This is a genomic window from Mesorhizobium sp. M4B.F.Ca.ET.214.01.1.1 (assembly GCF_004791545.1).
GTDB classification, from domain to species: domain Bacteria; phylum Pseudomonadota; class Alphaproteobacteria; order Rhizobiales; family Rhizobiaceae; genus Mesorhizobium; species Mesorhizobium abyssinicae.
The window spans coordinates 142,742-155,244 of sequence record NZ_SRUX01000006.1; the positions used below are offsets into that span (position 1 = coordinate 142,742).

The window sequence follows — 12,503 nt, forward strand, 5'->3', positions numbered from 1 at the left end:
CGACTGGGAGCCCGACGGCCTACTAAATTCCGAGTCTCCAAACCTCAAGCACAGGCTTATGTCTTTGATGTTCTCCGCATGCGATTAAAGGGAGGAGCGGCTGCCGTGGAATCGGATGAACCTGTCGGCAGCAATTTTGAGCTTAGGATGCTTGAGGACCGCCTTCGTGTGCTGTAACGCGTGCTCCGCTGCCAGACCGCCAGACCGCTAGACGATGGAGGTTGAGGTGCTCCGTGACGCGCTTTCAAAGTCGGCCAAAAACAAATATCACGACCGATCTTTTTGCTGAAGGCTAGTCGCCAATGCGTGGCCGACGTTTTGGGCGCCTCTCGCTCCAACTTCGCTGAGACTGACGGGCAGATAAAGCCGCACGGTGAATTATCATAAGCCGACGGAACCTTGTCGATGGGGGCCTCTTTCGGTAAACGGCGGATCGCTGCACTTCTCTGTCGCGAAGACGAGCCGCCGATCGTCCGCCTTTCAACGCGAGACTGATCCACCGCATCATGGGCAACAATGCCATGCTGCTGGAGAAGCACGCCCCAGGGCAGTCATACTGGGTAAAATAAACCTAGCCCACTGTCCGGAGACCGGTGAACAAGGAGCATCCAGTCAGAGACTCCACCTGCCGATCTGGATAGCGGAACTATGGCTGAGAAATCTCATCCAGAACATCCATCTCGTCTTGCTAAATGACCTTAAACAGTGCCTCGATTCTGATCGAGGTGCGACAGTCTTAGGGAATGACTCCTAGTTCCCTGCCGACCTCCACAAAGCATTCAACCGCGAAATCGACATCCGCCAGAGAATGCGCCGCCGAAATCTGAGTGCGGATGCGCGCTTGGCCCTTCGGAACGACAGGAAAGGAGAAGCCTATGACATAGATACTTCGGGCGAGCATCATTTCGGCCATCTGCTGCGCTACACTCGCATCACCGAGCATCACCGGTATTATGGGATGGTCGGCGCCGACCAGCGTAAAGCCCGCCTTGGTCATTTCGGACCGAAAACGACGGGCATTATCGTAAAGCTTCTGGCGCAAAACCCCTCCGTTATCGACAATGTCGAATACCTTCAGGGAGGCAGCGGCGATCACCGGTGCTAGCGTGTTGGAGAAGAGATACGGCCGAGAACGCTGGCGCAGCCAATCAATCACTTCTGAATTGCCGGACGTGTAGCCGCCGGAAGCACCGCCGAGCGCCTTGCCGAGCGTGCCGGTGAGAATGTCCACCCTACCCTCCACGCCGCAATATTCGGCAGAGCCGCGCCCATGCTCACCCACGAGGCCGACGGCGTGGCTATCGTCCACCATGACCATCGCATCGTACCGGTCTGCGAGGTCGCAAACGCCCCTGAGATTTGCGATGATGCCATCCATCGAGAACACGCCATCAGTCGCGATCAATTTAAAGCGCGCGCCGTCCGCCTTTCTCAGTTCTTCCTCCAGCGCCTTCATATCGTTGTTGGCGTAACGAAAGCGCCTTGCCTTCGATAGTCGCACGCCATCGATGATCGAGGCATGGTTCAGGGCGTCGGAAATTATAGCGTCCTCTTCACCAAGCAGCGTCTCGAAAAGGCCTCCATTCGCATCGAAGCAGGAGGAGTAAAGGATCGTATCCTCCATGCCGAGAAAGCCGGAGATGCGCGCTTCCAGTTGTTTGTGCTCTTCCTGTGTGCCGCAGATGAAGCGAACCGAGGCCATGCCAAAGCCATACCGGTCAAGCGCTTCTTTGGCGGCGTCAGCGATCTCTTCGTTGTCCGCAAGGCCTAGATAGTTGTTCGCACAAAAATTGAGTACACTATTACCTTTGGCAACCCTGATCTCTCGAGACTGGCGCGAGCTGATCACCCGTTCGGATTTGTAGAGACCGGCGGACTTAAGATCCGCCAGTTCCCGTCGAAGATGCGCAAGAAAGGTTTGGGTCATCGATGTATCCGGCGTTCAGCCTTGCAAATGATGGCTCCCCCGTGATCGGAGCCAACAGTTTAGCGCTTGATTAGCTACGCATAATCAATTGGGGTAGACCAAGCATCATCGGAATGCTTTTGCCAGTAGAGGTCCATCAGTTGGCGGGTCACGAGGCCAACTATGCCGCTGCCGATGGATGAACCATCAACGCGCGTCACTGGCATGATCCCCCCTGCGGTGGAAGTGATGAATACCTCATCGGCTTCGCCCAGTTCAAGACGAGATAGGTCTCCAGCGGTCGCCGCAAGTCCCACTTCCCCACACAGATCGAAAACGGTCTGCCGCGTAATTCCTGGAAGTACCCCAAAGGCTGGTGTCTTCAGCTGACGGTTCTTGACGGTGAAGACATTAAATCCGGGACCTTCGGCAATATTGCCGTTAGTGTCCATCACGAGCGCTGTTTCAGCCCCAGCATCGTAAGCGTCGTAAAGACCTTTGACCAAGTCAAGCCAGTGATAATTCTTGACCGTCGGATCCACTGACTTCGGCGGAATTCGAACGGTTTCGCTTACGCCAACGTGCAGACCTCGCTCCAACTGTTCTTTGTTGGCAACCGAACCAAACGGCACAGCAAAGGCAATGAACCGATTCTCGGCCTCGCGCGGATCGCGGCTAAATGTCGGTGAACCTCCCCGCGTGCAGATCATCTCAACGTAGGCTGATTTATGTCCAGAGAGAGCGACGCAGTTTGAAAGAATCCGCTCGACCTCTTGGCGATGATAGGGCAGCTTCATTCGGAGACGATCCATCCCCCTGAAGAAGCGATCAAGATGAAGGTCCAGTCTGAAGAAGCGCCCTTCCCAGACGTGCACGGTATCGTAAGTAGCGTCCGAGTGCAGGAAACCCCAGTCAAGGACCGAGACCTTCGCTTCAGACATTGGGAGATACTGTCCGTCCATGAAGGCGACACCGTGAGGATAACGCCGTGCATCCTTATGGCTAGGTTCGACTTCCGGGACTCCCACCATCGGCTCTGTCGTGACAAGTGTCATGTTTTCTTCCTCTAAACGTGGCTACGCCAAGATCTCTGCGCGCGTCCGACCCCATGCCGTCCCGAGGGACTTCATGTGCCTTCCACGCACAACCTTGTTGCTGTTATTGGGTCGCTCTAAGATCCCGTTAAGTCTGGACTTCTAATGTCTGCGTGACGAACAAGAGGACCGAAGCCGCTTGTCCATACAATCTGGCGAAACGCCAGCTGCACCTATTCATTGCATCAAGCCATGCGCATGCACGATCAAATCGGCACCGCAAGCGCAATAGGTGCTTCAAAAAACACCGTCTGCTGGTGAAAAAAAATCAGAGTAAATATGCCTTAGACCAAAATACGAGGTTCGAACTTCACACGGTCGAGTGCGATCATACTTCTAAATTTACGAACGTTTGGGTTAGTATAGAGCTTTGTCTTCACAAACACATCGAAAGCTTCTACGTCTTCCACGGCGACGATCAGGACGAAATCTGCATCGCCCGTCACCATGTAACATTGGGTTACTTCCTTTGCGGCGCGCATGGCGCGCTTGAACTCATCGACGAGATCTAAGCGTTCCCGGTCCAGTTCCACATTTACAACAACGGTCAGGGATTTCCCAAGCGCTTTCGGATCGACTAGAGCTATGTCGGCTATTATCACTCGGTCCGCTCGGAGCTTGTTGACGCGCCGCATGCACGAGGCTGCCGAAGAACCTACAAGCTCCGCTAGTTCCGCAAAAGACAATCTATTGTTCTTCTGAAGTGCGGCGATGAGGCGTCGATCGAGATCATCCAGCATGTCTCTGCAGCTCCAGTATTAGATTCCGAGAACTAACGGCAGCACCGAGGTGCTGCAGACTATCTTAATGCATGGCTTTCTACAAAGCAGGCGCCAACTTATGCCCGGAGATGCGATGAACGTTTCAAATCAACCGGTTTCATGCAACGACGACGCTTCCGACAGATTCGTTAAATACCGGCTGCCGGTTCGGCTACTAACCTTGGGGGTTGGTCAATGAGGTGTATCTGCGAATTCTCACCTTGCGCCGCCTCGCCGACAGTACGGCCGATCGCCTTGAACTTAGGGAATTGGCCAAGTTGAAGAACGTTATGCGAACATTTCGGCAATAACTGTCAGTCGCATTCTTTAACAGTCTGTTTCCGTTTGAAGAGTAATGGTTTTAGTTGGAAGCCTCCCGCAGTAAGGCGAGGCGCACCGCCCGCCCATTCTCGTCAAAAACGACATGGATTTTGCTGGTCAGTCCTCCACGAGAACGGCCGATGGCGTGATCCGGGCCCCCTTTTTTCGGCCAGTCGCCATGCCGGTGGGCGCGGAAAATGAAGCTGTCGATAAACTAGATCGACTGCGGCCGTCGTGCACGAGCCATAGCGGTCAGGCAGATCGCGCCAAGGCGAACGGTATGCAGGATGTAGAAAATCGCGTTCAGAACACGACGGTCATCCGTACGAGCACCCCCGCGTGGCTTGTCGGGAACAAGGGGCATGGATCAGTGCGCACTCTCGGTGCGTGAGATCGAAACGTGCCATTTCAAGCTTCTCCTCAAAGTGCTTGAATCACGAGCCGGATCAACGGAACCCCATAATAGTCCTGCTCGACCGCGTCTAACTCGATAATGTTAAAAGAACCCTGCATATTGAACTCTTATGCAACAAAACGCTCGATTTCCAAGCGAGAATGCAAAGAAACACGAGCAATTTCAAGGAAGATGTCATCCTTTCGCGGGACAGGATGGAACATGACACACGGAATTGCGTCATTCGAAGAACGCGTCTTTGCCGATGGCGCTACCGGACGCCTTACGGTCGATCTGTTGGCACTCGCCCGAAACTATACAAAACTCTGCTCCCTCGTTGCGCCAGCCCGAGCCGCAGCTGTCGTGAAGGCGAATGCCTACGGCCTCGGGGTCGAACGGGTGGTGCCCACGCTCTACGCTAAGGGCTGCCGGCACTTCTTCGTCGCTCAGTTTTCCGAGGCAGCGAAGTTGCGGCCGCTTCTAGCTATAGCTAGAAACGCACAGATTTTTGTGCTGAACGGCTTGCAGCCTGGCGATGAGATCGCATGCGCAGAAAACGGTATTGTGCCGGTCATTAACTCGTTGCAGCAATGGCAGCGCTGGTCTGCATTCGCAAAGTTGCTGAAGCGTCGCCTCCCAACGGTCCTTCAATTCGACACAGGAATGTCACGGCTCGGCATACCTGCCGAGGAATGCAATGCATTGGCTGCGGAACTCTCCACGCAAAATAACGTCGAGGTCCTGTTCATCATGAGCCACCTCGCGTCGGCTGATGAGGTGGACAACGAACAGAACAACGCTCAGTTTGTCGTGATGGAGCGCATTGCCGACCAGTTTCCCGGCTTCGAAATCTGCTTGGCCAACTCTGCTGGCATCTTTCTTGGAAAAGACTATCACGGTGCGCTGACACGACCAGGAATCGCCCTTTACGGCGGCGCTCCGACGGCGGGAAAAAGCAATCCAATGGAGCCCGTCGTCAGCCTCGAGGTCGCCGTGGTCCAAACCCGGACGGTTACCGTCGGGTCCAGGGTCGGTTACGCCGGAGCCTACGTCGCCGAGAAAGAAATCCGACTCGCGACGATTGCTGCAGGCTACGCCGATGGGCTGCCCCGCAGCCTTAGCGGCCGTGGCGCCGTCTACTTCATGGGAACTCGCCTGCCGATTACAGGCCGGGTTTCGATGGACAGCATTACCGTGGACATTACCGCCCTGCCCGAGGGAACTCTGTCGCTCGGCAGCTTCGTCGAAGTTCTTGGACCACATCAATCGCTTGAGGACCTGGCGAGTGATGCCAGTACGGTTTCTTATGAAATTCTAACAAGCCTAGGCGATCGCTATAACAGGCTTTATCGCTAGGAGCCCTCCCGGCTGATGCATTGGGGACATCAGGAAAAGTTATTGTTTTGGTGCCGACATCCTCGGCGTCACCTGCGGCTACGAGTTGGCGAAAGCGGGTCACGAGGTGACGATGATCGACCGGCTGAAGGTCCGGCGCTGGAGACCTGCTTTGCCAATGCCGGGCGTGGTTTCGTGCGGCTATAAGGCGCCCCTGGTATTCCGCAGAAAGCCATCAAGTGGCTGTTCATGGAACATGCATCCCTGATCCTGCGGCCAAAGATCGACCAGGCCCTGCTCTCCTGGCTGGTGAAGATGTTGTTCAACTGCACGTCCGGACGGTATGCCATCCAAGAGCCGCATGCTGCGCCTAGCCGACTATAGCCGCACCTCACTTGCCGCTCTCCGGCAAGCCGAGTGCTCAATTTAGACACTCTGCACCCGTGAAGTCGACCCCGGCGCGTCACATACGGCACGCCGGCATCGTCCCAACCGAGGTCAGTAATTCACGAGCAGTTCACGCGACATGTTGCTCAGCGACTTCGCACCAGTCTCAGTGACGCGGACGGTCTCACTGAAGATGTAGCCGTCTTCCTTCTCCCAAATGCCAACAAGGACGTGGAAGGTCATGTTAGCTTCGATCACGGTGTGATCGTCGGGATTGAAGCTGAGATCGGCACCCCAGTCGATACCGGTGGAGTAACCGCTCCTGGACTCTTTACGCACCCCATAAGGTTCGAATGCTCGCTTAAACGCGTGGGAGACATCGGAGCACTTAACGCCCGGCCGAATTGCGTCGAACTCCGAGAGAAAGCCGTCCAGCGCTGCTCGATGTAGATGCTGTGCGCGAGCCCTTGGCTCACCCAAGAAAATCGTCCTCGACAATGCGCACGCGTAACGGTGTCGAAAGGCGCCAATCTCAAAATTTGTCTGACATCCCAACTTGTAGGTGGCATCGGACCACTTGAGATGAGGTGCATTGGCCGGGGAGCCAACGGGCATGGTGAGAGCGCCATAGCAAGGCCCGCCAGGGAATTCTGGAGTTCCTTTAATGAGAGCACTTTGAACTGCGGCAGCCACATCACACTCGCGCGCCCCCACAGAGATCTCAAGGCGACCGGCTTGCAAGGCCCTGTCGGCAATCTTCCCAGCCTGTTCCATGTAGGCGAGTTCTGCCGGCGATTTTACTCGATGCAGCGTGGCAACCATGCCATCGGCATCGACCGCTTTCGACATGTCAAGATTGTTGGCGAGCGCGGCATAAGATTTCATGCCAAGTATTTTCGCCCCCATTTCAACGCCGAGCCGATTGGATTTGGAACGCTCCTTGATGAGATCGGCTATCGGTTGCCACGGCGTGCACTCGCTGGAACCAATATATCGTTCGGGATAGCTTAGGACGCGCGACTCCGGCAGGTACGAGGTCGGTGTCGCGCAAAATGTATCAATCTCGCGCAAGATGAGCCACGGATCTTCTTCGTCTTGACACACCAGAGCGAGCTGCGGAACGTAATCTGAATACCCCTCATAGCCAGTGAGATAGTTCATATTTGACTCGTTCAGGACGAGCAGCGTGTCAATGCCGCGCTCCGCCATCCGCTGGCGGAGTCGACGTGTGCGTTCGCGATATTCTTCTGGAGTGAATGCGACTGACATCAATGGTTCTCCTAGTACTCTCTGATAGCGATTGCGCCAAACTGCGCCACCCGGCCGTGCGCGGCGGCAGAGTCATTGCCGGCCCGCCGGCCGGATGGAGGTTGTCAGCGCGAATCGTCGCCGTGGGATCGTGGACTGGGATGGTCGACGTTGATGCACTGCTTGGGATCATGCGCGGACTGGATGCGCTGCGGTGAATCCGTTTCCGATGGGAACAAGGCGGGCGAAATCGCGGTCGCCTCGGGCGGTCGCGCCGGCAAAAAGGCACTCAACCGTTACAGCTACGGCATTGCGTCGGTCCGTTTCACATGCGGCAGTAGGAAGGGCATTGGCAGATCGAGGCGCGCATCTCGTCGTTCCTCGGGATGGAAAGACACGGTCCTCTACTCCTTTTGCTTCGATGCCAATGGCAGCCTGTTCGACACGATTCTCGGCGAGCAGGACGCGATCATCTCCGACGCGCTTAACTATGCCTCGCGTGCGCCTCTCCAGGCCAAGGGCTTTCGCTATGCCAACAACGACATGGGGGCTCTGGAAGAAGAGCTGCAGAAAGCCGAGGGGAGGAGCCGCAGGAACGAGGCGAAGCCGTCCGACATCCCCAACCGGGAAGTTCGGAACCCTTCAGGCATGTGAAGGCCCAAGGAGCGGCTGGTGTAAATGAACCGTCAATTCATGACTCCAAGGTTCGGCTCGCCGACTACCTTCCAAGTTCTGTAGCCGATTGTCCTTCCAGCAGCTATAGCTCGCTCAGACCGCCACGGCTCTCCCCCGCTCCGTCGGAGAAACATCGTGCTTGGTAGCCGCCAAGGATGAAACGAGATATGATAGACCGCCCTCCTCGAAATTCAAAGCTGCCGCAACAAGGTCCTCCTGCCATTCGCGCCCGAGATTTTCGGTGATGTTCATGAATTTGTGAACGACTTGCTCTTTCGACATTGGATTTGCCACGTCTCCAAGCGGATGCAGTACAAGCATTTCTTTAACCCCATCACCCTGATCGAGGAAGACCCGAGCCGGTGTACCAACGGGAAATGCCGTGGCGAATTCCGGCGAAGGGACGAGTTCGATGAGGTTGGCAACTTCGAGAACCCTCTCGTCAGTGAGTCTCTCTAAGGCGACCGGCTGAAGTTCCTCGGCGCCGTAAAGGGAAGCGAGCGCGCAATTGAAATAGAAGCTGTACTGAGCCCCCTCGAGGTTGGTTGGGGCGCGTTCGTTTGCCAAACGCATTGCCTGGGGAAACGTATTGATTCGAAGCGTCTTGATCTCAGTTCCAGATCTACGCATCGAGATGATAGCGTCAACGGCTGCATGCATGTACCGGCAACACGCGTAAGGTTTCAGATAGCAATTTTGCGCCTCCCAAGACGATCCCAGACCGCCCAAAAGAATGTTGCTATCGAAACGAGCCTCGTCGTTGAAGAGATCGAGCGGGCCCGTTGCTCCCTCTCGAGCCCGATAAGCAGCAGTAATGCCTGCCACGACGGCAGGAGGAATACCTTCTTTGATCGTGCTGCCTTCGAACTTTGGAGAAGGGGCCGTGAAGACGATTGGGCCTTCGCCGCCCGCGATACCAAGCGCATGAGCGGTCTCGTTAGCGGTTAACTTGAGCAGGCGGGCTGCAGCGGCTGCAGCGCCATAGTTTACCCATCGCCCACTAGCATAGCTATCCACCGATTCCGCGGGGCGGGAACTTGCGACGCGCAAAGCGATCTCGTAACCGAGCGCGATTGCTTCAAATATTTCCGATGATGATCCCCCAATGGCTTCGGCGACAGCCAGAGCAGCAGGTATAACGCCGGCGCCAGCGTGACCCGCAGCGCCGCGGTGACCGTCATCGATATCAAGCGCGCTGGCGGCAGCGCTGTTGGCCATGGCAGCGCCTACAACACTTGATTTCTGATTAGTCAGCCAAATCGTCACAGACCCTTCACCATATGCACTAAGGGCGGACGCCCTGGCAGCCCTTGCAAGCGGCGAATGTAAGCCGGCTCCTGCAGCACCGATTAGGTCGAGCATCAGGGTGGAGATCGTCTGCTTGGTTGGCACAGGCAAACTTTCCGGCGGAAAGGTAGCCACGAAGTCGGCGAGGTTCACAAGGGGTTGCACGATGTGCTCCAATATTCATGATAAGCCGCCTTAGCGGTGAGAAAGTTGTTTGCGCGCGACCAACAGTCATTAATCGCGCTGCTACTGATGTGAGTGAGCGGGCTGCTTCATGGATCGGGGTGCCCTCCTAAAGGAAGTTACGCATTTTACAACAGCGAACCGACGATATTGCTGGCCTTTGGCCTTGTGGGTGTTACTTGACCCCGCAAGCTTTGGCGAAGTTCTGTATCAGCGATCGGCACGCAGGCTCGCTCTCGAACATCGCCTCTGGATGCCACTGCACACCGATGACGAAGGGCCGATCCGGCGCCTCGATTGCCTCGACGATACCGTCGTCAGCTCGTGCCGAAACAATGAAACCAGGTGCCAGCCTGGCAATAGCCTGGTGATGGGAGCTGTTGACCCGGAATGACAAATTTTGGCTTTCGACAAGTCGCGACAGGTATGTATTTGGCTCAATGCTAATCCCATGGACTACCTGTTCAAGCGGGGTCCCATCACGATGGTCGCCGACCCCAGGGAGAGCGTCCTGAGTATGGGGATAGATGGTTCCTCCCGCGATAACATTCAGTATCTGCATGCCACGGCAAATACCGAGTACCGGCACCGGTCGTTCAAACGCTGCCCGGGCAAGAGCGAACTCGAAGCGATCACGCTCGGGGATCATTCTCTGAACAGACGGGTGTGGATCAGCACCGTAGAACTCGGTTGGAAAGTCCCCACCGCCCGACAGGACGATTCCAGACAACGTGTCGAGCAACTGATCAACATCGCCTTCACTAACATAGGGCAGGATGATTGGAAGCGCTCCGGATTGTTCGATCGCACGAATATAATTTTCTAAGCAGAAGTAACCCTTCTTCTCGACTTCAAAGTTGCTGACTATTCCAACAAGTGGTCGCATTTTTTCCCCAGGATAAGCCGTTAGGCGCTCTCAAAAAGTGTGCGCTCCAAGCGCGTCAGGCGTTCAGGCCCATCTTCCGTTACCAGCACAGTCTCGCTGAAACCCATGCCGCCGGCGATCGCCACCATATGGAACACCATTCCGGGCTGCAGCACCCATTTCACATCCGGCAGGAACTCGCGGATCAATTCGGCGGTGGAGGGCCGTTGATTGAGACCCAGCGAGTAGCCAGTACGGTTGGTGTAGGTCTGGCGAAGACCCGCCGCTACGATCGGCTCGCGGCAAGCTTGATCGACTACGCTGGCCGGTATGCCCGGGCGCATGAGCGCGATAGCCTCGTCTTGAATGCCGACAATTTTCTCTGCTATACGGCGCTGCTGCGCAGTCGCTGGACCCACGACCGCGGTGCGCATCAAGCGCGCCCAGTATCCTTTGTGAATTCCGTTGAGCTCAAAGTAAACAGGATCGCCACGTTCCAGGCGTCGGTCGGTGGACCACCCGTGGATGAGATTTGTTCGATCACCAGAGGTGATTTGACAGCCGTCTGGCACCTGTGTGCAAGCGCGTGTCAATTCGCTATAGACTGCGACAGCCAGCTCTCGCTCCGACACGCCGCACTTGATGGCATCAAGACCCACTCGCATCCCCGCGTCAACGCTCCGAGCAGCGCCACGTAGATAATCTACTTCCCGCTGTGACTTGATCAGGCGGAGGTGGTCGACAATCAGCGGTTCTGCGACTAAGTTTGCATGAGGCAGCACCGTTTGAAGCATTTTCCAACGTTCTGCGGTCAAGAACCACGAGTGGTCATCTAGACCAATCCGTCCGCCTGCCAAACCTAGGCCGTCTACGGCCCTGTGTGCTGCGTCGAGAGAAACACGGAGCGGATCGATTGCAGCATCTGGATATACCACGTAGTCTTTGACCCACGAGGTGTTTTGTGCTGCCGGAACTTCCATGTCGCGAATGACCAGCACCGGGTTTCCGCGGCTGGGAACAACTAAGGCCAGATAGGAGACGTACATAACGTCATCCAAACCGGTAAGATAATTGATGTTTTCTGGTTGGTGCAGCAATAGGATAGGAAGATCGTACTTCGCCATTTCCTCCTGCGTACGGTGCAACCGTGAACGATACTCCTCGAGTGAGAAATCCATCCTGTTAAGCGCCGCCTCAGTCACTGTATTCAGCTCCATTGAACTTAGTGCCAGTTTGTTGTGCCGGGACCGATGGTGGTCAGCCAACCCTTATACGGTAATATCGAAACAAGACGCGTTTCCGTCAAAACTTACCGCATGGTGAAATTCGGTTGCAGAAGTTGGCCCAATTTGAAATCGCCGCTCAACATACGACGTTTCGTTGTGAAGATTGCTCACAGCACATGCCCAAGCTATGGAGCTTTGACGGCCCGACAGCTAACTTCTGTCACGACTGCAGGCCGAGTATCCCGGCGACCACCCGGACAAACTGCTTCAAACGCTTCACGCCGGCCAAACGTCTGGCGCAGCGGACAGGCGCACGCGTTGCTGTTTGGCCCCTCAAACAAGAAGGCGCTCGCGAAGGAGGCCAGGCCTGCGAAACCCGACTATATCCGCGCCCGGCCTCCTTCTCGCCAAGCCGGCAGCAAAATGGATGAGGCAACGCTCCATCACCGGGAGCACCGTTACGTGAGCAATACACACTCTCAATTTGATTGCGCTTCGACATCCTAGCAGCTTGATCTTCCCTACGTCGATCTTTGAGGCGGACGAGCCCCAGGAAGGCGGCTAGGTCTCGACCGCTGCGGATCCGATATTTTCCACCGCGCTGAACAGGGTCGTTGCCACACAGACCACATCGTTTCCGCCGCTTGCCTCGGCCGTGTTCGGGCACAACAGCCGCTACTTTGTCGGAGAAGTTTTATTGAAGTCCTCCTAGGCCGCTTCGTGCGCCCTCGGGGACGCAGCGTCAGCCGCACAAAGTCGAGGCCGGCCAGTTGCGCGGCCGCCGTGCGCTTCTGCAATCCCGGACATCGCCTTGGTCCGCC

General features: G+C 56.0%; 8 protein-coding genes and 3 pseudogenes. 3 read left to right on the plus strand and 8 right to left on the minus strand.

From position 1 onward, the window contains the following. Positions 1-736: 736 nt before the first annotated feature. From EN857_RS14190 to EN857_RS14205, 4 genes and pseudogenes are all read right to left on the minus strand, one after another. Positions 737-1,927 (minus strand): glycine C-acetyltransferase, encoded by a 1,191-nt coding sequence (locus EN857_RS14190; protein WP_128187030.1) that lies wholly within the window; start codon positions 1,925-1,927, stop codon positions 737-739. 74 nt (positions 1,928-2,001) lie between these two features. Then, complete coding sequence (locus EN857_RS14195; RefSeq protein ID WP_128187072.1) at positions 2,002-2,937, minus strand: aminotransferase class IV; 936 nt, start codon at positions 2,935-2,937, stop codon at positions 2,002-2,004. Between the two features lie 347 nt (positions 2,938-3,284). Then, complete coding sequence (locus tag EN857_RS14200; RefSeq protein ID WP_128187028.1) at positions 3,285-3,740, minus strand: Lrp/AsnC family transcriptional regulator; 456 nt, start codon at positions 3,738-3,740, stop codon at positions 3,285-3,287. A 403-nt stretch (positions 3,741-4,143) separates the two neighbouring features. Further along, a pseudogene (locus tag EN857_RS14205) lies at positions 4,144-4,248 on the minus strand (IS5/IS1182 family transposase); the annotation flags it as partial. A gap of 450 nt (positions 4,249-4,698) precedes the next feature. On the opposite strand from EN857_RS14205, the gene alr reads away from it, so the two are divergent. Together alr and EN857_RS14220 are read left to right on the plus strand one after the other, a co-directional pair. Then, positions 4,699-5,832, plus strand: coding sequence for an alanine racemase (gene alr, locus EN857_RS14215; RefSeq protein WP_128187024.1), 1,134 nt, complete (start codon positions 4,699-4,701; stop codon positions 5,830-5,832). Between the two features lie 28 nt (positions 5,833-5,860). Next, positions 5,861-6,211 (plus strand): annotated as a pseudogene (locus tag EN857_RS14220) (D-amino acid dehydrogenase); the annotation flags it as partial. Positions 6,212-6,309: 98 nt separating this feature from the next. Here the strand turns inward: EN857_RS14220 and EN857_RS14225 are convergent. After that, complete coding sequence (locus EN857_RS14225) at positions 6,310-7,467, minus strand: Xaa-Pro peptidase family protein (protein WP_128187022.1); 1,158 nt, start codon at positions 7,465-7,467, stop codon at positions 6,310-6,312. Between the two features lie 252 nt (positions 7,468-7,719). Between EN857_RS14225 and EN857_RS14230 the strand changes: the two are divergent. Then, positions 7,720-8,028: pseudogene (locus tag EN857_RS14230) on the plus strand (aminotransferase class I/II-fold pyridoxal phosphate-dependent enzyme); the annotation flags it as partial. Positions 8,029-8,214: 186 nt separating this feature from the next. On the opposite strand, the gene EN857_RS14235 reads toward EN857_RS14230, so the two are convergent. From EN857_RS14235 to EN857_RS14245, 3 genes are all read right to left on the minus strand, one after another. Then, positions 8,215-9,573, minus strand: a complete 1,359-nt coding sequence (locus EN857_RS14235; RefSeq protein WP_128187020.1) for an MmgE/PrpD family protein — start codon at positions 9,571-9,573, stop codon at positions 8,215-8,217. A 193-nt stretch (positions 9,574-9,766) separates the two neighbouring features. Continuing rightward, positions 9,767-10,477 carry a gamma-glutamyl-gamma-aminobutyrate hydrolase family protein gene (locus EN857_RS14240; protein WP_128187018.1) on the minus strand — a complete coding sequence of 237 codons (711 nt, stop codon included), beginning with the start codon at positions 10,475-10,477 and terminating at the stop codon, positions 9,767-9,769. A 20-nt stretch (positions 10,478-10,497) separates the two neighbouring features. Continuing rightward, entirely contained in the window at positions 10,498-11,673 is a 1,176-nt protein-coding gene (locus EN857_RS14245; RefSeq protein ID WP_281035925.1) for a Xaa-Pro peptidase family protein, read from the minus strand. Positions 11,674-12,503: the final 830 nt, after the last annotated feature.

What these genes read in the sequence shown, in the direction of transcription:
- alr (WP_128187024.1), top strand. Translation starts at nt 4,699, where the DNA reads ATGACACACGGAATTGCGTCATTCGAAGAACGCGTCTTTGCCGATGGC.
- EN857_RS14195 (WP_128187072.1), bottom strand. Translation starts at nt 2,937, where the DNA reads ATGGTGGGAGTCCCGGAAGTCGAACCTAGCCATAAGGATGCACGGCGT.
- EN857_RS14200 (WP_128187028.1), bottom strand. Translation starts at nt 3,740, where the DNA reads ATGCTGGATGATCTCGATCGACGCCTCATCGCCGCACTTCAGAAGAAC.
- EN857_RS14245 (WP_281035925.1), bottom strand. Translation starts at nt 11,673, where the DNA reads ATGGAGCTGAATACAGTGACTGAGGCGGCGCTTAACAGGATGGATTTC.
- EN857_RS14240 (WP_128187018.1), bottom strand. Translation starts at nt 10,477, where the DNA reads ATGCGACCACTTGTTGGAATAGTCAGCAACTTTGAAGTCGAGAAGAAG.
- EN857_RS14190 (WP_128187030.1), bottom strand. Translation starts at nt 1,927, where the DNA reads ATGACCCAAACCTTTCTTGCGCATCTTCGACGGGAACTGGCGGATCTT.
- EN857_RS14225 (WP_128187022.1), bottom strand. Translation starts at nt 7,467, where the DNA reads ATGTCAGTCGCATTCACTCCAGAAGAATATCGCGAACGCACACGTCGA.